Origin of the sequence: Rhizobium sp. YTUHZ045 (genome assembly GCF_051124255.1) — a bacterium.
Taxonomy (GTDB): domain Bacteria; phylum Pseudomonadota; class Alphaproteobacteria; order Rhizobiales; family Rhizobiaceae; genus Rhizobium.
In genome coordinates this window covers 825,014-848,614 of sequence record NZ_CP101433.1, presented here as the reverse complement: position 1 = coordinate 848,614, position 23,601 = coordinate 825,014, and the positions used below count along the sequence as shown (strand labels likewise).

The 23,601-nt window shown below is 59.9% G+C and carries 20 protein-coding genes and 1 pseudogene; 13 read left to right on the top strand and 8 right to left on the bottom strand.

Features of this window, described 5'->3' with window-relative positions; translation table 11 throughout:
* Position 1: 1 nt before the first annotated feature.
* On the bottom strand, positions 2 to 1,930 hold the full coding sequence (locus NMA58_RS26250; RefSeq protein ID WP_434713781.1) for a diguanylate cyclase: 1,929 nt from the start codon (positions 1,928 to 1,930) through the stop codon (positions 2 to 4).
* Positions 1,931 to 2,161: 231 nt separating this feature from the next.
* On the opposite strand from NMA58_RS26250, the gene NMA58_RS26245 reads away from it, so the two are divergent.
* From NMA58_RS26245 to NMA58_RS26225, 5 genes are all read left to right on the top strand, one after another.
* Positions 2,162 to 3,187, top strand: coding sequence for an aldo/keto reductase (locus NMA58_RS26245; RefSeq protein ID WP_434713779.1), 1,026 nt, complete (start codon positions 2,162 to 2,164; stop codon positions 3,185 to 3,187).
* Positions 3,188 to 3,454: 267 nt separating this feature from the next.
* The gene (locus tag NMA58_RS26240) at positions 3,455 to 3,802 is read left to right on the top strand and encodes a DUF488 domain-containing protein (protein WP_434713778.1); all 348 of its coding nucleotides are present in this window, start codon (positions 3,455 to 3,457) and stop codon (positions 3,800 to 3,802) included.
* Between the two features lie 98 nt (positions 3,803 to 3,900).
* Entirely contained in the window at positions 3,901 to 4,422 is a 522-nt protein-coding gene (locus NMA58_RS26235) for a DUF4142 domain-containing protein (RefSeq protein WP_085781798.1), read from the top strand.
* Between the two features lie 7 nt (positions 4,423 to 4,429).
* The gene (locus NMA58_RS26230) at positions 4,430 to 4,750 is read left to right on the top strand and encodes a cupredoxin domain-containing protein (RefSeq protein ID WP_434713777.1); all 321 of its coding nucleotides are present in this window, start codon (positions 4,430 to 4,432) and stop codon (positions 4,748 to 4,750) included.
* A gap of 36 nt (positions 4,751 to 4,786) precedes the next feature.
* Positions 4,787 to 5,509 carry an RNA polymerase sigma factor gene (locus NMA58_RS26225; protein WP_434713775.1) on the top strand — a complete coding sequence of 241 codons (723 nt, stop codon included), beginning with the start codon at positions 4,787 to 4,789 and terminating at the stop codon, positions 5,507 to 5,509.
* A gap of 41 nt (positions 5,510 to 5,550) precedes the next feature.
* On the opposite strand, the gene NMA58_RS26220 is transcribed toward NMA58_RS26225, so the two are convergent.
* Positions 5,551 to 8,070, bottom strand: a complete 2,520-nt coding sequence (locus NMA58_RS26220) for a sensor domain-containing protein (RefSeq protein WP_434714407.1) — start codon at positions 8,068 to 8,070, stop codon at positions 5,551 to 5,553.
* A gap of 356 nt (positions 8,071 to 8,426) precedes the next feature.
* Between NMA58_RS26220 and NMA58_RS26215 the strand changes: the two are divergent.
* From NMA58_RS26215 to NMA58_RS26200, 4 genes and pseudogenes are all read left to right on the top strand, one after another.
* A pseudogene (locus NMA58_RS26215) lies at positions 8,427 to 8,823 on the top strand (carbohydrate ABC transporter substrate-binding protein); the annotation flags it as partial.
* 184 nt (positions 8,824 to 9,007) lie between these two features.
* Positions 9,008 to 10,342 (top strand): TadE/TadG family type IV pilus assembly protein, encoded by a 1,335-nt coding sequence (locus tag NMA58_RS26210; RefSeq protein ID WP_434713774.1) that lies wholly within the window; start codon positions 9,008 to 9,010, stop codon positions 10,340 to 10,342.
* Positions 10,339 to 10,869, top strand: a complete 531-nt coding sequence (locus tag NMA58_RS26205) for a TadE/TadG family type IV pilus assembly protein (RefSeq protein ID WP_434713773.1) — start codon at positions 10,339 to 10,341, stop codon at positions 10,867 to 10,869. Before NMA58_RS26210 ends, NMA58_RS26205 begins: the two co-directional genes overlap by 4 nt.
* Position 10,870: 1 nt before the next feature.
* Positions 10,871 to 11,455: a TadE/TadG family type IV pilus assembly protein gene (locus NMA58_RS26200; protein WP_221114348.1), complete on the top strand. Its 585-nt coding sequence runs from the start codon at positions 10,871 to 10,873 to the stop codon at positions 11,453 to 11,455.
* Between the two features lie 246 nt (positions 11,456 to 11,701).
* Here the strand turns inward: NMA58_RS26200 and NMA58_RS26195 are convergent, their stop codons facing one another.
* A complete protein-coding gene (locus NMA58_RS26195; RefSeq protein ID WP_221114347.1) occupies positions 11,702 to 12,541 on the bottom strand; it encodes a hypothetical protein in 840 nt (279 codons plus the stop codon).
* A 345-nt stretch (positions 12,542 to 12,886) separates the two neighbouring features.
* Here NMA58_RS26195 and NMA58_RS26190 point away from each other — a divergent pair, with 345 nt between their 5' ends.
* Positions 12,887 to 13,669, top strand: coding sequence for a pyrroline-5-carboxylate reductase (locus NMA58_RS26190; protein WP_434713772.1), 783 nt, complete (start codon positions 12,887 to 12,889; stop codon positions 13,667 to 13,669).
* Here NMA58_RS26190 and NMA58_RS26185 read toward each other — a convergent pair.
* Positions 13,666 to 14,214, bottom strand: coding sequence for a cupin domain-containing protein (locus NMA58_RS26185; protein WP_085781805.1), 549 nt, complete (start codon positions 14,212 to 14,214; stop codon positions 13,666 to 13,668). The genes NMA58_RS26190 and NMA58_RS26185 overlap by 4 nt on opposite strands.
* A 139-nt stretch (positions 14,215 to 14,353) precedes the next feature.
* On the opposite strand from NMA58_RS26185, the gene NMA58_RS26180 reads away from it, so the two are divergent.
* On the top strand, positions 14,354 to 15,688 hold the full coding sequence (locus NMA58_RS26180; RefSeq protein ID WP_434713770.1) for an aspartate aminotransferase family protein: 1,335 nt from the start codon (positions 14,354 to 14,356) through the stop codon (positions 15,686 to 15,688).
* Positions 15,689 to 15,830: 142 nt separating this feature from the next.
* Here NMA58_RS26180 and NMA58_RS26175 read toward each other — a convergent pair whose 3' ends face one another.
* The 3 genes from NMA58_RS26175 to alr form a co-directional block, all read right to left on the bottom strand.
* Positions 15,831 to 16,850, bottom strand: coding sequence for an AraC family transcriptional regulator (locus NMA58_RS26175; protein WP_434713768.1), 1,020 nt, complete (start codon positions 16,848 to 16,850; stop codon positions 15,831 to 15,833).
* Positions 16,851 to 16,923: 73 nt separating this feature from the next.
* The gene (locus tag NMA58_RS26170; RefSeq protein ID WP_434713766.1) at positions 16,924 to 18,192 is read right to left on the bottom strand and encodes a D-amino acid dehydrogenase; all 1,269 of its coding nucleotides are present in this window, start codon (positions 18,190 to 18,192) and stop codon (positions 16,924 to 16,926) included.
* A 30-nt stretch (positions 18,193 to 18,222) separates the two neighbouring features.
* Positions 18,223 to 19,356, bottom strand: coding sequence for an alanine racemase (gene alr, locus NMA58_RS26165; protein ID WP_434713764.1), 1,134 nt, complete (start codon positions 19,354 to 19,356; stop codon positions 18,223 to 18,225).
* A 124-nt stretch (positions 19,357 to 19,480) separates the two neighbouring features.
* Between alr and NMA58_RS26160 the strand changes: the two genes are divergently transcribed.
* On the top strand, positions 19,481 to 19,945 hold the full coding sequence (locus NMA58_RS26160) for an Lrp/AsnC family transcriptional regulator (RefSeq protein ID WP_085782073.1): 465 nt from the start codon (positions 19,481 to 19,483) through the stop codon (positions 19,943 to 19,945).
* Between the two features lie 146 nt (positions 19,946 to 20,091).
* On the opposite strand, the gene NMA58_RS26155 is transcribed toward NMA58_RS26160, so the two are convergent.
* Positions 20,092 to 21,819 (bottom strand): putative bifunctional diguanylate cyclase/phosphodiesterase, encoded by a 1,728-nt coding sequence (locus NMA58_RS26155; protein ID WP_434713763.1) that lies wholly within the window; start codon positions 21,817 to 21,819, stop codon positions 20,092 to 20,094.
* Positions 21,820 to 22,270: 451 nt separating this feature from the next.
* On the opposite strand from NMA58_RS26155, the gene NMA58_RS26150 reads away from it, so the two are divergent.
* Positions 22,271 to 23,584, top strand: a complete 1,314-nt coding sequence (locus NMA58_RS26150) for a CmpA/NrtA family ABC transporter substrate-binding protein (protein ID WP_434713762.1) — start codon at positions 22,271 to 22,273, stop codon at positions 23,582 to 23,584.
* The last annotated feature ends 17 nt before the right edge of the window (positions 23,585 to 23,601 follow it).

The window sequence follows — 23,601 nt, the reverse complement described above, 5'->3', positions numbered from 1 at the left end:
TCTAACCGGTTTCCTTCAGGGCATGCCCGTTCTCGCGGGAATGCGCCAGAATACGGTTGCGACCTTGCGTCTTGGCCTCATAGAGCGCGGCGTCGGCCTCTGCCAAAAGCCGGTTCGGGCTGGTCCGCAGGGTCGCGCCTGTGGCGCAGGATATGCCGATGCTGGCGGTGACCCGCCCGAATTCGCTGCCGGAATGAATGATATTCTCCTGGGCTAGGCGACGCGCGAATTGTTCGGCGACGATCATCGCTCCCTTGGCGCTGGTGTCGGGAAGAAACACGGCGAATTCCTCTCCGCCGTAGCGCGCAACGATGTCCGCCGGCCGACTGACGGACTGGCGCAGACACTTGCTGACGACGCGCAGGCATTGGTCGCCGGCGGGATGGCCATAGGTATCATTATAGGCTTTGAAGCGGTCGATATCGACCATCAGCAGGCTGAATGGCGTATTTTTCCTGGCGCTGCCCGCCGTCTCACGTGCGAAGGCCTCGTCGAAAGCGCGGCGATTGACAATGCCGGTGAGCCCGTCGGTCTCGGCAAGATTCTTCAATTGCTCCGCCGACAGCCTCAGCGCGATCTCCGCCTGTTTCGTCGCCGTGATGTCCGAGACGACGGCCATCGCCGTGCCATCTCCGGCAATTCTCGTGCGGATGCTGCGCCAATCACCGTTGTGAAGCTGAATTTCCTCATCCTTATTGCTGTGCAGGGAAGCGGCTGCGGTCTTGATCCACTCTTCCGTATTACCCTCTGCGATAGCGGGCCGCTCGCCGGTTTCGACGACGCGGCGCAGGATGTCGCTGATATGCGCGCCGACCACACGGGCAGCCCCGGAGAGCGGAAAGGCGTGACGGTATTGATCGTTGCAAAAGAGAAGAAAGCCTTTGCTGTCGTACATGGCGATGCCATCGGACATGTTCGCCATCGCATGCGACAGCAGCTTCTTGCTTTCGCGCAGCTCCCGCTCCAGCGCTGTGCGCTCCGTCACGTCACGCGCTACGCCCGCAAGACCGATGATCCGTCCCTGCTTGTCCCGCACCGGCACCTTGGAAGCAAGCAGGAAGCGGCCTTCGATCCGCTCGTTGGAGTCGATCAGCGGCGTCCCTGTCTCCATCACCTGCTGCTCGAGATGATACAGTTCTTCAGCGAGCGGCTGCGACATCAGATTGAAATCCGACAATCCGGTCATCTCCGCCGTCGTTCTGAAACGGAAGAGGCGCGTCATGTTTTCATTGACGGTAATGAACCGGCTGTTTCGGTCCTTCACATAGAGATAGTCCGGCGATTGCGAAAATGCCGTCACCAGGATGCTTCGTTCGAGTTCCCATTGCTGCGTCTTCAGGAGCACAAAGCCACCGATCACGGTCGCCAGACAATTCAAGGCCGTCAGGGGAAAGCCCACTCCGGCCAGCACATGGGCGGTCACGAGAGTGGGAAGCAGGGCCATCGCTGCAACCAGTATCGCGCCAAGGGCAAGGCCCAGCAGAACAACATCCGTGAAGCCAGGAGATCTCTTGCGGGTCCAGAAATGGCCGGCCACGCCGATGCCGGTTGCGAATGCAATTGTGATAATCCCGTCGACCATCGCCGTGCCGCCGACAGCAAAGCGAAAGGCGATCGCCAGCGACGCAGCAAAAGCCGCCGCAATCGGCCCCCCGAACATACCGGCCAATGCAAGCGGCGAAAAACGCAGGTCGATATAGATCCCAGGATGGAATTCGATCGCAAGCAGTATGGATCCGATGGAGGCGCCGCCAGCTATTATCCCGAAGGCGATCTTCTCCTGCCTGAAGGAACGGCGCTGAAATTGGATCGAAAAGAGCGCCCAGAGCGACATCGCCAGAGACACGAAGGAAAGGTTGCCACCAAATTGCGTCCAGATGCCATTCACCGCGTTGGGTCCACCTTCCAAACCATGTAACAACCCTGTCATACACAATAGTGGTTTGGGCTTCGTTAAATCGGGCAGCTGGATGCCCTATTCACCGGCTGATGCACCAGATATCACGCTCCTCTACGGATCCTTGCTGGGTTGGCGCCCTTGCCCCGGGCCATCGCAGGCCAAGGTTCCTCGTTTTAGCTCCGATTCCACCCGGAAGCGTTATTGGTTAGACTGCAGTGTCGCGCACGAGCGGCAAACGAATATGGGATGCGGATAGCTGACATGAAGACGCGACATTGGGACCGCAGGGGAGACGGCGGGCTTGCCTTTACCGAACTCGGGTTCGGCACCGCACCACTCGGCAATCTTTATCGGGCGATAACAGATGAGGAGGCGGCAGCGGTTTTAGATGCGGCCTGGCAACACGGCATCCGCTACTTCGACACCGCGCCGCTCTATGGGCTTGGCCTCGCCGAGAGGCGGGTTGGCCGCTTCCTCGCAACGAAGCAGCGTAAAGACTACGTCGTGTCGACAAAAGTCGGCAGGCTCCTCAAGGTCTGCCAACCCGAACAGCGGACCGGCATCGGCAAATTCTTCGATACGCCCAGTCGCCGAGAGGTTTTTGACTACAGCTACGATGGCGTCATGCGATCTTTCGAAGCGTCCTTCGAGCGCACCGGGCTCGACAGCTTCGATATTCTGTTCGTGCACGACCTGGATGTCTTCAATCACGGCACCAAGGCGGCCTGCGACCATTATCTCGAGCAATTCATGAGCGGTGGCTATCAGGCCATGACCTCACTCCGCGACCAAGGAGTGGTGAAGGCCATCGGCGGCGGAATAAACGAGTGGGAGATGTGTCAGGCGCTTGCCGAGCGTGGCGACTTCGACCTGTTTTTGCTTGCCGGACGCTACACTCTGCTCGAGCAGGAGGCGTTGGAAACCTTTCTTCCCATGTGCGTAGCCCGCAATATCGGCATCGTGCTCGGCGGGCCATATAATTCCGGCATATTGGCGACAGGCCCGGTCGCCGGCGCGCAACATAATTACTCTGACGCCCCGTCACACATCCTCGACAAAGTCCGGCGCATCGAGCACGTCTGCCTGAAATACAATGTCGCTCTCTCAGACGCGGCTCTCAACTTTCCGTTCTTCCACCCAGCTGTCGTTTCCGTCATCCCGGGCGGCCAGTCGATCGATCAAGTGACGTCCAACGACCGGGCGCGGGACAGACATATCCCTCGCGAACTGTGGGAGGACCTGAAGTCGCTTGGCCTGATGCGAGATGACGCGCCCGTCTCGCGCTGACTTACCTACTTGGAAAGGGTCCCATTCGACTTGGGCCTCTGACGCTTGTCAACTGGCAGCTGCCTCACAGGCGCCCCCAATCTCCTCCTCCTCTTGCTCGGTCAAATCACGGCGGGAGATGACCGAACGACGACACTTCCGCACTAAAAGCAATTATGACAGCTTGGAGGCCCCTTTAGCGTGACTAAGTGAAACCACGGACGGTGAGTGGAACCATATCCCTCATCCGCGTATTCGTTCGGAATTACCTTCATAGCGGATGAGCAAATGGCCTTGCACATCAAACGAATCTACGAGCCGAAAGAAGACCGGGACGGTAGGCGTATTCTGGTCGACAGGCTGTGGCCGCGCGGCTTGAAGAAGCAGGAAGCGGCCGTCGACGTCTGGCTGAAGGACATCGCGCCGAGCCCGGCGCTGCGCCGATGGTTCGGCCATGACCCAGCCAAATGGAACGAATTTCAACGCCGCTACCGGGACGAGCTCAAAAGGAACTCATCAGTCGTAGAGGAGCTCGAACGCCGGATCGGGCAATCGGATGCCACGCTTCTCTATGCGGCGAAAGACCAAGCCTACAATCATGCGATCGTGCTTCAGCGTTTCATCGGGGAAGACTGAAGCGGCCGGCAACCATTTCCCGCTTCGAAAATTTCCGGGAACCTTTTCGAGCGATCTGCATCCAATGCTCGCTTCCATCCGACATAAGGAGACAGATCATGTTGAAACGAATTCTCGGCGCAACCTTCATCGCGGCATCGCTCGGCACCGCCTCGATCGCCGCCGACGCCAAGCCGACCGATCCTCAGATCGCCCACATCGCCTATACGGCGGGGCAGATCGATGTCACCGCCGCGGAGCAGGCGTTGAAGAAGAGCAAGAATGCGGAGGTCATCGAATTCGCCAAAACCATGGAGCGCGACCACAAGGCCGTCAACGACCAGGCGCTCGCCCTTGTTAAGAAGCTGAAGGTGACGCCTGAGGACAACAAGATCAGCCAGTCGCTCTCGGCCCAGGCGAGCAAGGAACTGAAGACGCTTGACGCCCTCGACGGCGCTGCCTTCGACAAGGCTTATGTCGAAAACGAAGTCGCTTATCACAAGTCGGTCAACGATGCCCTTGCCAAGGTGCTGATCCCTTCGGCTCAGAACAAGGAGCTGAAATCGCTGCTTGAAACGGGCCTTACCCTGTTCAAGCAACACCAGACGCATGCCGAGCATCTCGCTTCGATGATCAAGTAGGGTCGCGATGGGATCGCTGATGAAATTGCTGCCGCTGTTGTTGGTGCTGCTCTGGCCAGGCAGCGGAGTCGCCTCAGCGGCGGAATATCAGGTCACCATCGCAGGCATGAAATTCGGCGCGCCGCCTGCCGAGCTGCATGTCGGCGATGTGATCGTCTGGCGAAACAATGATATATTCCGGCATACGGCGACAGCTCGCGACAAGAGCTTCGATGTCGATCTGCCGCCGAAATCGGAAGCGCGGATGACGGTCGGCCGGGCGGGAGCGGTCGATTTCTATTGCCGTTTTCATCCCGCCATGACGGGCAAACTGGACGTCCGGCCGTAAGGCCGGGCTCCGATCCAAAGCAATGCGGAGACTTGCATGACAGCCATTGCCGTTCCGGTCGCGCGACGCCGGCAGAATATATCAGCACTCGCCGATGCCGAGCTCGTGTCCCTTGCAAAGCAGGGTGACGAGCCTGCCATCCGCGCCATTGTCCAGCGTCACAACCAGCGCCTGTTCCGCACCGCGCGCGCCATCATCCGCAGCGATTGGGAAGCGGAAGACGTCGTGCAGGCCGCCTATGTCAAGGCCTTCACCACTCTGGCGACATTCCGCGGCGAGGCCGCGCTTTCGACATGGCTGACCCGGATAACGCTTAACGAGGCGCTGGGCCGCGTGCGCGCACGAAAGAACACCACCGGCCTTGAGGAAATCGACATGCAGACGACATCGGGGGGCGGCGAAGTCCTCCAGTTCCCCTCCTCGCTCTCCGCAACCGATCCGGAAAGTGAGCTGTCGCGAAGCCAGGCGCGGCATCTTCTCGAACAGGCCGTCGACGGACTTCCGGACGAATTTCGCGCCATCTTCGTGCTTCGCGAGGTCGAGGGCATGAGCACGGAGGAGGCCGCATCCTTTCTCGGCATCAAACCCGAAACCGCCAAGACCCGGCTGCATCGGGCGCGCAAGCTGATGCGCCAATCGATCGAGAAACAGCTCTCCGGCGCATTCTCGGCGCTGTTCCCCTTCGACGGCGCCCGCTGTGCCTCCATGGGCGACCGCGTCATCGCAACCTTCGTCAGACAGCGTGATATCGGGCAATAGCACGCGCGTGCTTCGACGCGGCAGGTGAGAGACGGGCTCGCTCACCCGCGAGGCCACATCTCGCTCGGGCTGGAGCCGCCGACAGGAGAGCGCAGTCTGAGAGCGATGATATCCGCTTTCGGCACTGCCTTGCTGTAAAGGAACCCTTGCGCCGAGCCGCATCCGTTTGCGGCGAGAAAGGCAGCCTGCTCGGCGGTCTCGACCCCTTCCGCCACGACATTCTGGCCGAGACAGCGCGCGATCGAGAGGATCGCCTTCACCAGTTCTTCATTGCGCCTGTCGGCGCTGTTGATGAAGGACCGGTCGATCTTCAGTGTGTCGATCGGAAAGCGCGCCAGATAATTCAGCGCCGAATAGCCGGTGCCGAAATCGTCGATGGCGATCGAAAATCCCATGCTGCGAAGTTCAGAGAGCGTCTGCAGCGTCTCGTCCTTCTGATCGAGGAGAAGGCTTTCGGTGATTTCGATTTCGATCCATTCGGCGCGGCAACCGGTCTCTCCGAGAATCTCGGCGATCGACTTTACCAATCCGGCGGATTGGAATTGTTTGCCCGACAAGTTGACCGCCACCTTGTGCGGCGCCTGGCTGCCGGCATTCAATTCGACCGCGGTCTGGCAGGCTTCGCGCAGCACCCATCGCCCAAGCTCGACGATCAGGCCCGTATCCTCTGCGACCGGAATGAAACGGTCGGGAGGGATCATCCCCATCTCGGCGTGACGCCATCTTAGCAAGGCTTCGGATCCGACCATCGCGCCGCTGTCCAGAAGCACCTTCGGCTGGTAGTGCAGTTCCAGCTCTTCGCGCTCGATCGCTCGCCGCAATTCCGATTCCAGCCGCATGCGTTCCTCGGCATTCGCCGTCAGATCCCTGGAATAGAAGCGAAAATTATTTCGCCCCGAACGCTTGGCGAGATACATCGCCGAATCGGCGTATTTCACCAGGTCATTGGCGTCGGCGCTGTCAGCAGGATAGAGCGCGATGCCGACGCTGCAGGAAATGAAAACCTCCTTGCCATCCAGCAGGAAGCCATCCTTGAACTTCTCGAGAATGTTGCTGGCAATGCGGCCGAGATCGTCGCCTTGCCTGAGATCGGGCAGCAGGATCGCAAACTCGTCGCCGCCCAGACGGGCGACAGTGTCGTAATCGCGCACGCTCGCATTGAGGCGCGCGGCGGCCTGACAGAGCAGATCGTCGCCGACGGGATGGCCCATCGTGTCGTTGATCACCTTGAAATGATCGATGTCGATCAGTATCACGCCTGCCCGCTGGCCCCGCGATCCGGCCGAGGTGATCATCTGCCGCAGCCGATCGTTGAACAGCGACCGGTTCGGCAGCGAGGTCAGGGGGTCATAGAAGGCCATCTGGTGGATCTTCTGGCGCGAGGCATTCAGCTCCGTCACATCCCGCGCCACCCCAAGAACCCCGACGACCTCTCCCGCCGCATCCATGACCGGCACCTTGCGTGTTTCAAGAAGAATGGATTGGCCATTCTCCTGCGAAACCACCCACTCCTCATCGCTGAAGATGCACTCGCCAGCCTTGATCGCCGCCTTATCCGATTCCAGAAAGAATCGAGCCCTTTCGATACCGAACAGATCGAAATCCGTCTTTCCGACAACCTCGGCTTCCGTCAATCCGGTCAGCCGCTCGAAGGTGTGGTTGCACAGGAGATAGAATCCATCCATGTCCTTGACCCAGATCATGTCGGGCATGGTTTGAAGCACGCTGAGCAGCTGCGTCCGCACGGAATTGATGGCGTCTTCAGCCCGTCTTCGCTCAGTGATATCTCGCGAGAATGCCAGGAGCGTGGTGGCAGTGGTCGGATCGGCGCTCGGTCGTCTCGCCACGGAAAGCTCGAACCACCGCGTTTCGCCGCTCGGCAGGGCGATGCAGATGCATCGGCCGTAGGCAACTCCCTCCTGGCCGGCCGTGCGAAGAGCCTCCATCGCGATAGCTGCCTGCTCCGGCGCAAGAATCTCGTTGACCGTCTTGCCGAGCAGCATCTCCTTCTGCTGGGCCAGCAGTTCCGGGTTTCTTGTCCAGACCTGGAGATAGCGGCCGTCCTCATCCACCTCGAACAGAACATCCGGGATGGCGGTGAGGATACCTTCCGCGAATTCGAGCGCCTTCCTGAGCTCCTGCTCCGCCTGCTTGTGCTCGGTAATATCGACAAGGGCGCCGATCAGGCCGGCCGGAGCACCGTTTTCCCCTGGCAACACCGCCTTGTTGAAAACGACGTCCCGTACCGCACCGTTCGCGGTGAGCATCTTTCGTTCGGAGTGCTGGGCTCCGCCTCTCTCGCGGTGCGCCGCGTTACCGACGAAATGGAGTTCGGGCAGATGGTTCGAGGTTAGATCGAAATCGGTTTTCCCGATGAGCTCTTCACGTCGGTAGCCGGAAAAATCTTCGAATGCCTTGTTGCAGCCGAGATAGTGGCCTTGCGGGTTCTTGTAAAAAAGCGGAAGCGGAAATGGCCCCAGCAAAGCGTCGAGAAGCGCTTTCCGGTCGATTACGACGTCCTGATGTTGTATTCCTTTTCCCTCGCCCTCTCCATCTTGCATAAGAAGAGTGGGCTGCCGAGGCGACTGCAACGAGGACTTCGTCATGCGTTTACTCACCATGAGTAACAACCGGATATCTCATCCACCGGCTGAGTGTTCTTCCAAGAAAGCCGCCCAAGTCATTTGAGGGGCGCGGATCCGCTACATCAAGCACGTCGTCGACCCGGAACACTGCGGTCAGAAAATTAAGAGATCGCTCCGTCTGTGGCGGCGCTGCAATTTTCGGCGCGCGATACGGATCGTCCGCGCGCAAAGTGGATAGTCTCGTCTGCAAAATCCCGTCCGCTCGGTCTTTCATTTTTGTTGCGGGAAGACTTACAGGGTTTCAGCGGGACAGCTTGGGACGCGTAGCCGGCGGGCGACTGGGCAAGGGCGAGCTTGCGGCGCGCGGCTACAGCGTCGGCGAGGATTTCGATTGCAGCCTCGTTCCCGGCAAGTCGATCATCGGGATGGCGCTGTCGAAACACAGGAAGCCTCCGCCCGCATGGTGCTCGACCGCGACAATCAGGTCTCGTTCAGCCGGTTCAAGGGATCGCTGCCGTTTCGCACCGACGTCGGCGGGCTCGATCATTGCGACAAGCTCGGATTGGAGATGATCGAGGCCAAGAACGGTGAAGTCAGCGCCCAGTCGCAGGCCATGCCGACCCAGATGTCGGATGGCTGGATTGCTGTGGTAGGAGGCTTTTTCAACAACAGGACCATGTTTTCGCAAGAGGTTCAAAGACGCCTGCAAGACTGCTGATGCAGCGCTGAGAGAGGCTCCTCCGCATTCGCCGGCAACGTAGCGAATATCCATAATTCGCAACCATGTCCAATAAGCGCAGCAAACGGTGTGCCGACGGTGCATCTTCTACCGGAAATTGGGAAATTAACAAACGCTCAAGTTTTCCAGATACATCTTTCTTTTGCTATTTTTTGTCTTGCGTCATGGTGTGTTTTGAAGTTGGCTCTTTCATACTCGCTTGCTCGAATTACGAGCGCCCTCCGCAGTCTCAAAAGTGACAGAGGCGGCAACGTCGCGATCGTCGTCGCCCTTAGCCTCGTACCGATGCTCGTCGCCGTCGGCGCGAGCTTCGACTATATTCGCAGCTATAATGTTCGACAGAGGATGCAGAGCGATCTCGACGCGGCCCTGATCGCAGCGGTCAAGCAGATCAACAACACCGAGGACACCGACGCTCTCAAGGAGAAGGTTTCCGACTGGTTCCATGTACAGGTGGACAACAGCTACACGCTCAGCGATATCGACATCGATACCGTGAACCACAACATCACGGCGACAGCAAGCGGCACCGTTCCGACGACATTCATGAAGATCGCCAACATCGAGACCGTCCCCGTCAGCGTGGCAAGCGCCGTCAAAGGCCCCGCCACGTCCTATCTCAATGTCTATATCGTCATTGACACCTCGCCGTCGATGCTGCTGGCGGCAACGACGTCAGGTCAGTCGACCATGTATACCGGCATCAAATGCCAGTTCGCCTGCCACACGGGTGATTCGCACACCATCGGCAAGACGACATACGCGACCAATTATGACTACAGCAAGGAAAAGAAGATAAAGCTGCGCGCCGATGTCGCCGGCGACGCCGTGCGCGAAGTGCTCGACATGATCGACGAATCCGACGAGAATCATGAACGCATCAAGGTCGGGCTATACAGCCTCGGGGATACGCTTTCAGAAGTTCTCGCCCCAACGCTGAGCACGGATACGGCGCGCGCCCGCCTCGCCGACAGCAGCTACGGCCTCACCAGCGCGACCTCGAAGGCCGCCACTTATTTCGACGTTTCTCTTGCGACGCTCAAAAAGAAAGTCGGCGCCGGAGGGGACGGAACCTCCTCGGGCTCGCCGCTCAAGCTGGTTCTCCTGCTGACGGACGGCGTCCAATCACAGCGCGAATGGGTGACGAATGGCTCAAAATACTGGCCCAAGGTAGCGCCCCTCAATCCCGCTTGGTGCGACTATCTGAAGAACCAGTCGAACACGATGGCCGTGCTCTACACCGAATATCTGCCGATCACCACGGACTGGGGCTATAACGCAACCGTCGGCTCGACCATGGCGAGCGCCAACTGGAAGAGCACCTGGGGCGGCACCATGGACAGCGGCGTGTCGACCAGCATTACGAGACGCGATTATATTCCCTACGCACTTGCCGACTGCGCATCGTCGAAGAGCCTGTTCATATCGGCATCGTCGTCGACGGAAATCACAGCGGGCCTGTCGACGCTCTTCACTCAATATCTCTCTTCCGTCCGGCTGACCCAATGACCGCAAGAAACCGCTTTGCACTGCTTCGCCGCCTGCTCGGCGATCGCAAGGGGGTGGCTGCGATCGAATTTGCGATCCTGGCCCTGCCGCTCTTCATCATGATCTTCGGCATCATCGAAGTGTCACTGATGTTCTTCGTCAACTCCTCGCTGGACGCTTCCGTTCATAAGATCTCCCGGATGATCCGCACCGGCGAGGTGGCATCATCGAAGATCACACTGGCCACTTTCAAGAGCAAAATTTGCGACGACATGCTTCTGTCTTTCGGCTGCTCGAGCGGCCTCGTCGTCAAGGTCAGCGTGCTTTCCGACCTGTCGTCCGCTACCAGCGCCGATCCGATCGACGACAGCGGCAATCTAGCCGTCACCGAGACTTATGATATCGGCAAGGGCAGCGATTACATTCTGGTACAGGCGTTTCTGCCATGGGAAGCCTCGGTCAATTTCTTCAGCCTGTCGAGCGCCAAGCTTTCGGACGGCCGCTATCTCCTTGGGTCCTCCGCTCTGTTTCGCAATGAGCCCTTCTGAGATGATCATGAAACGGAACCTCCCCCTTCTCAGCCGCGCCCGATCCTGCATCGGTCGCCTCGCCTGCGACCGCACGGCCGCTTCGGGCGTGGAATTCGCATTGGTGCTGCCGATCCTGGTCGTGCTGCTGTTCGGCACCGTCGATCTTGGCCATGCCCTCACCGTCAGCCGCAAGATAGACGAGATCGCTTCCAGTACAGGCGATATGATCGCGCAGCAGAGCACCTGGGCGAAGACCGACGTCACCAAGCTTCTTTCAGGCGCGAGCTTCATCCTCCAGCCCTATGAGACCACCGGGCTGACGATTACGGTCACGGTCAATGATGTCGACAATAGCGGCAAGGCGACCGTCAATTGGTCCGCCGCGTTCAACACCTCGTCGCTTGCTTCCGGGACGACAAGCACGATCGACATACCGGCGAAGATCCAGGAGACGGGCGTCCAGGTGGTGCTGACGCGGGTGCAATACACATTGACGACACCGGTGTCGGCGTTTTTCTCGAACTTCACCGGACAGAACGGCTACAGCTTCGACCACCATTTCTTCAATCGCCCGCGCGTGAGCGACACGATCAGTTACAACTAGACTGAATGTTCGTGGTCGGTGGATTATCAGGTCCCCGGCCGCTTGCCGTCACGCCGACGATGATGCATTGCGCACCGCCTCGGCCAGCCTCCTTCGACCGAGAAGAATGTGGGATCAGCGCGCCACTATGGAGAGCTTGCCAAGACATTCGAACAGCAGAACGATTGAATGACATGCATATGAGCGCGTCGCTGCAACCGCGATCCAGCGCTTCGCCCTGTCGCAGGCCGATTACCCCGAGCCGGTTCACCCCGCGAGCTTGACGATGCCGTAGGGATTGAACTTGAACTCATCCACGTCATAGCTGGAATCGAAGGAGAGGCTTGCGCCCCGCGCTTTGAGCGTCGGATCGAGACCCTGCTTGCCGATCTCGTCGGCAACTGCATCCATAATGGCAATGACCTGGCTTTCGCTGCCTGATGTCTCCGGCACATAGACCTCCGGCAGCCCCACCAGATGGAAGCCGACGCTTTCCAGATAACCACGCGCCGAGAGCGGCCGCTTCGCGAAAGCCAGCCGCCCGATGCGCTGCTGGGCGAGCGGATCGCCGGCATTCTGCGCTTCGGCGCCTTGGCCGATCAGCACTCTCCATCGATCGAGCCCATGTGCGATGCCGGCACTTTCGCCCTTGACGGCAACCGCTCCCGCCTCGATCAGCCGCTCGACGAGACGCAGCGCCGTCATCGACACCTTGACGGTGTCTGCCTGCGTCATGCTCGGCCCGAGGACGTAGAGGACGGATTGATGATCGGCGACGGCTTTCTCGTCCGTCTCGTTCCAGGCATCGGGCTCGACCCGATCCCAGCAGACGTCGAATGACCGGTTCATTCGGTCATCCGGCTCTGCCTGCGAATAATCCTCATCGACGCTGAAGCCGGTGGCGAAATCACCGATCGCTTTGGCCGCCGCTTGGTACAAGCGGCCGAGGTCGCGATCTCTCCCGAGAAAACAGAGAACATGGCGGGGTGTCACCGACGCCGCCTCCTCCCGGGTGATTGCTTCCGGGCTGGTGTCGACAGCGAAAGAAGGTTTCCAGCCGATCAGGCCCCATAGAGACCCCAACAGCGCGCGACGCACGATATGCAAGATCAATGCCTCCGTTCGGTCGAATCTTTACACCTTGCGCTTGTAAACATATGGCGCACCAAACGAAAGCGGGATCATCGGCCAGGCGATGCGTCGCGGCCTTAGATTAGCTCAGGCCCAGCTGTCCCCGGCGCAGATGCGGATGCGGCATTGCCGATGACGGCATGAATGCGCCCCGCCGCTGCGAGCGCATCGCGCCACAACTCAAAGGCGCCGTCAGACTGGAAAGATCGGCCTAACCGGTCAATCCGTTCCGCCGATCTTACGGAGCAGGGCTTCCGCTCCTCACCTGTCGCCGCCATAATGGATGTCGCGCTGGACCGCTTGGAGCTAAGGAGTGATCAGGTGAACATCAAAAGCATCGGATTTGTCGGAACCGGCGTTATCACCGAGGCGATGGTTCGCGGGCTTCTCGCTGATCCGGCCTATGCCTTGGAGATTCACGTCTCTCCACGAAGCGCCCACATCGCGGAAACGCTGGCGGACGCATTCTCAGCCGTGAACATTGCCAAGGACAATCAGGACGTCGTCGATCGCAGCGACATGGTGTTCCTGGCGATACGGCCGCAGGTCGCCGAGGAGGTCGTGCGGGAATTGTCGTTCAGGGCAGGACAGACGGTCGTCAGTGTCGTCGCGGCGACGGAGCGCCATGCCCTCCTCGACTGGATCGGCGCCGACGTGCATCTCGTGCAGGCAATCCCCCTGCCTTTCGTCGCAGATCGCCAAGGCGTGACCGCCATCTATCCGCCCGATGATACGGTCGCAGCGCTGTTCGACACGCTTGGGACGGCCGTCCAATGTCAGTCAAGGAAGGAATACGACCTTCTCGCAGCCGCAAGCGCAACGATGTCCACCTATTTCGGAATCATGGAAACGGTCGGCGTCTGGCTGGAAACGAGCGGCCTCGAAAGAGCGAAAGCAAATGCCTACATCGCCCCTCTCTTCGCGAGCCTGGCGCAAAAGGCAAGCGGCCCCGGCGCCGAGCCGTTCAGCACGCTGAGCCGCGAATTCGCAACCAGGGGCGGGCTGAACGAGCAGGTTCTGACCGACTTCGAGAGAAAGGGCGGCATCGCGGCGCTGATCGAAGCGCTCGACGGCGTGCTCGCCCGCATCGAGGGCAGGAACTAAAAAGTAGGCGGCGTGCAGGCGCTGATAACCTCGCAGGCCACCGGCCCGATGCAGCGGAACCGGTGCGGGCGCCGGCTTTCGAAATAATAAGCGTCACCTGGCCCCAGCACGCGTCGTTCGTCGTCGACCGTGACCTCGAGCCTTCCCGAGAGCACGATCCCGCCCTCCTCTCCCTCGTGAACAAGAGGAATTTTTCCGGTGTCGGCACCCGGCTGGTAGCACTCCTTAAGCATCTGCAGGCTGCGCCCGAACAGGGTTTCGCCAACCTGCTTGTAGGAAATGGCACCCTTGCCGATCTCCACCAGCTCCTCGGCCGCGTAGAAAGCCTTTTTCGGACGTTCGGGTTCGAAGGCGAAGAATTCCGCCAGCCCTATCGGGATGCCGTCGAGAATTCGCTTCAGGGCTCCAACCGACGGATTGGAGGCGTTCGATTCGATCAGCGAGATCGTCGAGTTCGGAACACCGGTGCGTTTGGCCAGCTCACGCTGGGAAAGCTTGTGGGCGATGCGAAGATGGCGAAGGCGGCTGCCGATATCGACTGACATGATGGATCCGTTTGCGTTGTTCAGAATATCTAAAATGTGTCGCACGGGCCAAGATATTTCAACAACTTGCGCCGGTAAAGAAAAGGACTTGTTTGCAAAGGAGAAATCATCATTCTCGACCCATCCCAAGGAGGCCAGAATGGATCAGATGAACAAAACGAACACGCCCGTACTCGAAAATTTTTGGATGCCATTCACGGCCAACCGGCAGTTCAAGGCCACGCCGCGCCTTTTGGCCGCCGCGGAGGGCATGTACTACACCGACGTTGACGGAAACCGGGTTCTTGACGGCACGGCCGGGCTCTGGTGCTGCAATGCCGGCCACGGCCGCAAGAAGATCTCCCAGGCGGTCGAGCGCCAGCTTGCCACTCTCGATTATGCCCCGACCTTCCAGATGGGCCATCCGATCGCCTTCGATTTCGCCGCGAAGCTCGCCGAAACCGCGCCGGGCGGGGCTGACGCCAAGCTCGACCGTGTATTCTTCACCGGCTCCGGTTCGGAATCGGTCGATACAGCTCTGAAGATCGCTATCGCCTATCAGCGCGCGATCGGCCAGGGCACACGCACGCGCATCATCGGCCGCGAGAAGGGATATCACGGAGTCGGCTTCGGCGGCATTTCCGTCGGCGGCCTCGTCAACAACCGCCGCGTCTTCCCGCAAATCCCGGCCGACCATATGCGCCACACGCTCGACATCGAGCGTAATGCCTTTTCCAAGGGTCTTCCAGCCCATGGGGTGGAACTGGCCGACGATCTCGAACGCCTGGTGCAGTTGCACGGCGCCGAAACCATCGCCGCCGTCATCGTCGAGCCGATGTCGGGATCGGCGGGCGTGGTGCTTCCGCCGAAAGGCTATTTGGAGAAGCTGCGCGCCACTGCCGACAAGCACGGCATCCTGCTGATCTTCGACGAGGTCATCACCGGCTTCGGCCGTCTCGGCACAGCTTTCGCGGTGGATTATTTCGGCGTCGTGCCTGACCTCGTCACCACGGCAAAGGGCCTGACCAACGGCGCCATCCCGATGGGCGCAGTCTTTGCCAGCCGTAAGGTCCATGACGGACTCATGGTCGGACCTGACAATGCGATCGAACTCTTCCACGGCTATACCTATTCCGGCCATCCGGTCGCATGCGCCGCCGGCCTTGCCACCCTCGAAATCTACGAGGAAGAAGGGCTGCTGACACGCGCAGCCGAGCTTGCCGACCACTGGCAGGAAGCCGTTCACTCGTTAAAAGGCCTGCCTCACGTCGTCGACATCCGCAATCTCGGACTGGTCGGCGCAATCGAACTCGCTCCCCGTGACGGGGCACCTGGAACCCGTGCCTACGACGTCTTCGTCGATTGCTTCAAGAGGGGCCTGCTGATCCGTGTGACCGGCGACATCATCGCGCTTTCCCCGCCGCTGATCGTCGAGAAGGACCAGATCGATACGATCGTCTCGACGATCGGCGATGCGCTGAAGCGCGCGGCATAATCCCACCCGGCTCTGGGAGCTCTCGCAATGATCGCCGACGGGCTCTTCGAACCGTTCCCCTTCGACGAGATCTACGGAATCCAACAGATTTTCACATCGGGATCGTCTGCCGGCTCCGGCAAGCTGAAATCCTTGAGCGAGGTTAGCGCTTCACGGTCTGTGACGGCAACAGGCCGAAACGCTTCCGGTAGTCGGCTGCAAATCGCCCGAGATGGGTGAACCCCCATCTCAGCGCGATTTCGGCGATGGCCTGGGTTCCGTCTGATTCCAGCAGATCGCGATGGGCGGCAGCCATCCTGATTTCATGCAGATAGGCGATCGGAGTGGTGTTCCTGAACTGACGGAAGCCCTGCTGCAAAGTTCGAACGCTTACCTTGGCCGCCATGGCGATTTCGCTGAGCGAGATCGGTTCCGCGATATGTTCCTGCATGAAATCCATGGCCCATTTCACATGACGCGGGGCCGGGAGAGGCGCGGAGCGCGCCAGTTCCTCCGAATAGTGATGGGGACATGTCTCCAGAAGCAGGTACACCGCTGCATCGCAGAGCGATTTGACTGCAAGAGGTGAGCGTTGCAGCAAGCCGTTGCCGCTGAGGCCGCTGTGGAGGTTGGAGACGAGTTGCTGCAGGAGAAACCCCGGACCGGCCGTCAGATCGATGTCGGTGCGAAAGCCGACATCGCCGCTGATCGTCCGCTCGCACATATGGGTGAGCTGCGCAGCGATCTTGGCGCGGTCGATGAAAAGGCAGAAATGACGGCGGGGGCCGACGATCCTCGTTCCCCTGACGGCGCCCTGTTCCAGGATTACGCCGCGACCCGGTAGCGAATATATCGGCTCCCGCTTGCCGCCGAACAACATCATCCCCTGTGTCGGCAGGAACAGAGATAGTTTATCGGCGACCCCGTCTCGCCTGCTGGAAATCGAACCTTCGTAGGAGCAATCGGCGACGCTTACATCTTCCATCGAGATGAAATTGCAGCGATATCCAATGGGCGTCGTGCCTTCCGCCGAAACGCTTATCTTGGATGTCGGCGTTGACAATGCTTCTGCGAGCTGATCCGCGTCCGTTCCGTTCTGCACCGTTGCCCGAAAAGACACATTCGCTACTCCCGACGGTTGGACCAGGTTGCCAGGGGCATGCCAATCGGAGCTAGCGGACATTCGTGACCTCGCAAAAGATGACCGCAAGTGACAAGCGTATCATCTCATTCATTCCTCCTGCCGTCTATGCGCGTCAGCCGTATCGGCTAACGGCAAGATCCCTCGCATCGATATCAGGCGTGGCGCCGCCGACGAGGTCGCTGATCAGCCGCGCCGAACCCGTGCTCATGGTCCAGCCGAGCGTGCCGTGACCTGTATTGAGGAACAGGCCTGCGATCTTGGTCGGGCCGATGACCGGCGTGCCGTCCGGCGTCATCGGGCGCAGGCCGGACCAGAAGGAAGCCCTGGAAACGTCGCCCCCGGGGAAAAGATCGGTGACGGAATGTTCGAGCGTGCTGCGGCGGGCGAGACCGAGATCGTTGGTATAGCCTGATATTTCGGCCATGCCGCCGACGCGGATGCGGTCGCCGAGCCGGGTGATCGCGATCTTGTAGGTTTCGTCCATGACGGTCGATTCCGGCGCGCGCGCGGCATCGGTAATCGGGATGGTCAGCGAATAGCCCTTGACTGGATAAACCGGCAGGCGAATGCCGAGCGGCTTCAGCAGCAGCGGCGAATAGCTGCCGAGCGCGACCACGACGGCATCCGCGCTCAACCGCTCGCGCCCGCGATCAAGATCGCGATCGGTGACAATCCCGCGCACGCGGCCGGCCTCGACGTCGAGAGCCTTGATCGTCGTCCCATATGCGAAACGGACGCCGAGCGCCTCGGCTCTGTCGGCGAGCGCATTGGCGAACTTGAAGCAATCGCCGGTTTCGTCCTTCGGCGTCAGCAGCCCGCCGACGATCTTGTCGCGCACGTGCTTCAGCGCCGGTTCGACGCGAATGCAGCCATCCCGGTCCAAGACCTCGTAGGGAATGCCGTCGGCGGCGAGCGCCTTGACGTCCTTCGCCGAGGCATCGAGCTGCTGCTGCGTGCGGAACAGCTGCAGAGTTCCCTGCATGCGTTCGTCATAGGTGATACCGGTTTCGGCGCGAAGCTCGGCGAGGCCGACGCGGCTGTAATCGGCAAGGCGCAGCATGCGGCTCTTGTTGATCGCGTAGCGCTCGGAGGTGCAGTTCGACAGCATCCTCGCCATCCAGGAGAGCATGGCCATGTCCAATTTCGGGCGCAGGATGAGCGGCGCATGCTTCATGAACAGCCATTTCATGGCCTTCATTGGAATGCCGGGTGCCGCCCATGGGGAGCAATAGCCGAATGAGACTTCGCCGGCATTGGCAAAGCTCGTCTCCAGCGCTGGCCCCGATTGCCGATCGACGACGGTAACCTCGTGGCCTGCCTTGGCCAATTGATAGGCGGATGTGACACCGACGATGCCGGCGCCCAGAACGATGACTTTCATGATGTCCCCAAGGATGGAGCCAGCCGGCTCTCAGCGATATTGCCTGAGATACCGATCGCCGAGACCGGTCAGGATTTCATAAGATATGGTGTCGGCATCCCGCGCAATATCCTCGAGCGTCTGATGCGGACCGAGCACCTCGACAAGGCTGCCGAGCGTCAGCGCGCCTTCGGGCAGCGCCGACATATCGACCGTGATGCTGTCCATCGAAACGCGGCCGACGATCGGCAGCCGGGTGCCCTGGTAATAGACGGCTCCGCGGTCGCTCAGGCAGCGCGGCAGGCCGTCGGCATAGCCGGCGGCAATGGTGGCGAGACGCATTTCCCGTTGCGCGACATGCGCGCCACCATAACCAACCTTGGTGCCCGGTGATACGGTCCGCGTCTGCACGACGGCAACATCGAGACTGACGACCGGCTCCATCGGGTTCGCCGGGCCGGCGCTCGGAGCGCCGCCGTAAAGCGCGATGCCCGGCCGGGCGAGCACGCCATGATAGGCTTTGCCAAGGAAAACCCCGCCGGAATTGGCGAAGGAGATGTCGAAGCCTGGAAATTCGTCGGCGATGCAGGACATTTCTGCCAGCTGGTCGCTATTCTGCTGACCCTCGGTTTCATCTGCCGAAGCCAGGTGGCTCATGATGAACAGGACTTCGATCTTGGTGCCGTTGCGAAGGGCTGTCGCCAGTTCCGCCCTTTCCTCCGGGGGAAAGCCCAGCCGCGACATGCCGGTGTCGAATTGCAGGACGGCAGGCAGGCAGCGCTTCAGCGCGCGCGCCGCCGCCGACCATTGCTGCCACTGGGCGAGCGAATTGAGGACCGGTACAATGTCCAAATCGGCGCAGGCAATTTCATTGCCCGGCTGCAGGCCGTTCAGAACGAAAATCTGGGCGTCCTGCGCGAGCGCCGGCCGCAGCCGCGCTGCCTCGACGAATTGAGCAACGAAGAAGTGCCGGCAACCTTGGGCGTAGAGGGTTTTCGCCACGCGCTCCGCGCCGAGCCCATAGGCATCGGCCTTGACAACGGCGCCTGCGCGCACCGGGACCAGCATCGACACGAGCTTCCGATAATTGCGGCCCAGTGCCGCAAGATCGATCGTCAGAAAGCCCGTGGCTCCCTGCGTAATCGTGGCAGTACGTGCATGGGAGACCAAAATAGCGCTGTCCATGTTCACCCTCTTGTTTCCATGGAGTGTATGAAAGAATAGGCGATATTGCCGGTCATTTCGTCTTATAATATTGCACGGCTTGCATTTTGTGCGCATAATCTACGAAAATTTGGAACAATCGAGCATGCCTGCCCTCGACACGACAGATCGCAACATCCTGAGGCTGCTGCGCCTTGACGCCAGGATGAGCAATGCCAAGCTTGCTGCCGAAATCGGCCTTTCGCCATCGGCCTGCCTCAGACGTATCAAGATCATGGAAAAGACGGGCGTGATCCGCGGCTACACGGCGCTTCTCGATACGAGCAATGCGGATGCGATGATTGCCGTTATCATCAACATCACCCTCGAACGGCAGACGGAGGATTATCTCGACCGTTTCGAGGCGGCCGTCCGCCGTCATCCGGAAATCCGCGAATGTTTCCTGATGACGGGTGGATCCGACTATCTGCTGCGCGTGGAAGTCGCCAATGCCGGCGAATTCGAACGGATCCACAAGGAAATATTATCGGCCTTGCCAGGCGTCCTCAGGATTCACTCCAGCTTCTCGATCCGCAACGTCCTTGCGACACGCACCAAAAGTAAGCGATGAGCAGGCGTCGGCCTGAATCGCTCTCCAGTCTTGCAGCCCGCGTCTCCAGACGCGTAGACGACACTGATCCTCGAATTGCTTCCCTGAAGCAGTTGCGGTGTCGGGCCCATCACTCCAACGGAGTCACTGATCACTTCGAGGCTCTGTCAGGCTAACCGGCTAGAGTTGGCTTGCCCGAATTCCAATGCTTCCTGCGCCAATCGCCCTGCCAGTTCGGCAAACGACTGCGGCCGTCCAAAAGCATAACCCTGGAGAGTGTGGACGCCAAGATCGGCGAGCACTTTGGCATGCTCGAAGGTTTCCACGCCTTCCGCAATCACCTCCATGTCAAGCGCGCGCGCTATGTCGACCAGCGAACTGACAAGCCGGCGGCTGGGAACGGATTGCAGGATCGGCATCACAAGCTGGCGATCGATCTTGACGCGGTCCGGTCTGAGCTCGAGCAGGCCCAGCAAGGAGGCATGCCCCGATCCGAGATCGTCGATCTCGATGTCGATACCGAAGGACTTGATGGCCTGGATGTTCTGGCGCACCCGATCGCTCAGGCTGTCCAGGAATATCGTCTCTATCAGCTCGAAGCTCAATCGGCCGGGCGGGATGTCATAGCCGCCGAGTTTCGTTGTCAATTCGGGATCATCGAGACGCTCGGCGGAGAGGTTGATCGACAGCCGAACGCGCTCGAGCAGCGAGGCCGAGGATCTCATATCCAACAGGACGGCCCTCAGGATGACATCGTCAAGCTCTGCGACCAATCCGTTCGAAGAGGCGAGAGGCAGGAAATGCGCCGGAGCGAGAATTCCTCTCGTCGGATGGTGCCATCTCGCCAGAGCTTCGACGCCGTTTACCCGGAAAGACCTGGCGTCGACCTGCACCTGGTAAAATGGACGGATCTGGCCGAGCGCCAATCCGGATCGCAGATCCTGGACGAGCTGCCTTTCGTTCGCCAGCCTCGAAGCCATCTCGTCGGTGAAAATCTCGGCGCGATTCCGGCCATTCCGTTTGGCGTGGTACAAAGCCAGGTCCGACTGCGAGAGCAGCTTGGCAAAATCTGCGCTCATGGCGCTGGCAACGCCAATGGAACACTGCACGCTGACTGCCCGGTCGACACCAGGAAGCGGGCTTTCCAGGCGTCGCTGAATATGATCGAGCACCGCCCTCGTCCTGTCGGGTTCGTCCTCAGTGACGATGACTGCGAACTCATCGCCGCCGAGGCGCGCTGCGACGTCATTCGCCGAAATGGCCTCCAGAAGAATCTCGCTGACATGACACAGAACGAGGTCGCCGACCGCATGCCCGAAGCGATCATTGATCTCCTTGAAATGGTCCACGTCTATATGGAGAAGCGCAACCTTGACGCCCTCCTGCCTGGCAAGCTCGGACAGGGCGAAATCGAAACTACGCCGGTTCAAGAGACCGGTGAGGTGATCGTGATCGGCCGCGAACCGAGCTTCCGCCCGGCTCCTCTCCAGTTCCTTGTTGAGCAGAACGTCGTCGGTCACATCCCATTCAGCGCCGACAAAGCAGGGGTCGCCGGCCGCATCGACGAAATAGCGAGCGCGCGAACGCAGATAGCGGATCGCTCCGTCTGGTCGAACAATGCGAAATTCCGATGCGTAATCCGATCTGGTTTCGATCGCCCGCAGAAATATTTCATTGGTCGCCGCCAGATCATCGGGGTGGACGCTGTCCAGCCAGATAACATCAAGCGGCGCTTTCGGAACGCCATAGATCAGCTTGAGCTGCTCGTCCCAGCGCGTCTGATTTTTTGAGATATTGTGCTGCCAGATGCCAATCCTGGATGCCTCAAGAGCCAAGCCAAGCTGGCGAAGCAGATTTTCAAGTTCGACATTCGTTCTGGATCGTTTGCTGCTCAAGGCAATCTCGCTGTTACGTTCGCCCGAGTGTCGCATTGAATATCTTAAAGAGTGCTAATCGAACGAAGGCCAAAGACCCTGCTGGCCAATCAGTCAGCCCATAAACGGCCATTGCGATGCACAAATATAACGCTCTTGCGAATGCCACCGCCCAGGTAACAGCACAAATACTAATCACATATTCAGGCTGCCCATGAAATAAGCACGCTGGAACTGACTTGTTTTCCCTTTCAGCTCATGAAGTTACTGCCATCGCTTTGGACTTGGCACACCGATTGCAGGCCTTCAACGTGCATCGGTCAACGGCGACCGCTGCAGATGGGCGCGACATAAGCGCTTACGTTAGACATCGACGTCGCAAGGATTGCCATCCGGGATGCACTCATCCCGTGGACGCATTCCGGCGGCGTTTTTTTGCGTCCGAATTCACCAAGCAGAGGGGAACCTGCAGATGAAGAAGATTTCGACGACTGCGATATCGGCAACCGGCATCACCCGCCGGAGCATACTCAAGACGACTGCAGCGGCCGCCCTCATCGGCGCCGTCAAGACCGCCTTTCCCTCCGGCGCCTTTGCGGCCGGGGCAGGCCCTGAAGTGAACGGCATCAAGCTCGGCTTCATCGCGCTCACGGATTCCGCGCCGCTGATTATCGCTAAGGAAAAAGGCCTGTTCGAAAAATATGGACTTCCGGAAACGGATGTCGCCAAACAGGCGTCCTGGGGTGCGACGAGAGACAATCTCGTGTTGGGCGGCGCAGCCAACGGTATCGACGGCGCTCACATCCTCTCGCCGCTCCCCTATCTCATGCACACCGGCAAGGTGACGCAGAACAACAAGCCGGTGCCGATGGCAGTCCTTGCCCGGCTCAATCTCGACAGCCAGGGCATCTCCGTCGCCAAGGAATATGCCGAAACCGGCGTCCAGCTCGATGCCTCGAAGTTGAAGGCAGCCTTCGAAAAGAAGAAGACCGAAGGCAAGGAGATCAAGGCCGCCATGACCTTCCCGGGCGGCACCCACGACCTCTGGATCCGCTACTGGCTTGCCGCCGGCGGCATCGACCCGAACAAGGACGTTTCGACCATCGTCGTGCCGCCGCCGCAGATGGTGGCCAACATGAAGGTCGGCAACATGGACGTTTTCTGTGTGGGCGAGCCTTGGAACGAGCAGCTCGTCAACCAGGGCATCGGCTTCACGGCAGCCACCACGGGCGAGCTCTGGAAGGGCCATCCCGAAAAGGCGCTGGGGCTCCGCGCCGAATGGATCGAAAAGAACCCGAATGCCGCCAAGGCCCTGCTGATGGCCGTCATGGAAGCGCAGCAATGGTGCGACAGCATGGACAACAAGGCGGAGATGGCGGAGATTCTCGGCAAGCGTCAATGGTTCAACGTTCCGACCAAGGATGTGCTCGGCCGCCTGAAGGGCGATATCAATTATGGCAATGGCCGCGAGGTCAAGGCGACCGATCTCTACATGAAATTTTGGAAGGACGGCGCCTCATACCCGTTCAAGAGCCACGATGCCTGGTTCATGACGGAAAACATCCGTTGGGGGAACCTGCCGGCGACGACCGATGTGAAGGCGCTGGTCAACCAGGTGAACCGCGAGGATATCTGGCGCGAGGCTGCCAAGGATCTCGGCATCGCTGCTGCCGACATTCCCGCATCGTCGTCCCGCGGCAAGGAAACCTTCTTCGACGGCAAGGTCTTCGATCCTGAAAATCCCTCCGCCTACCTGGAGAGCCTTTCGATCAAGGCCGTCTCCTGATCCCGCCTCCGGCGCGC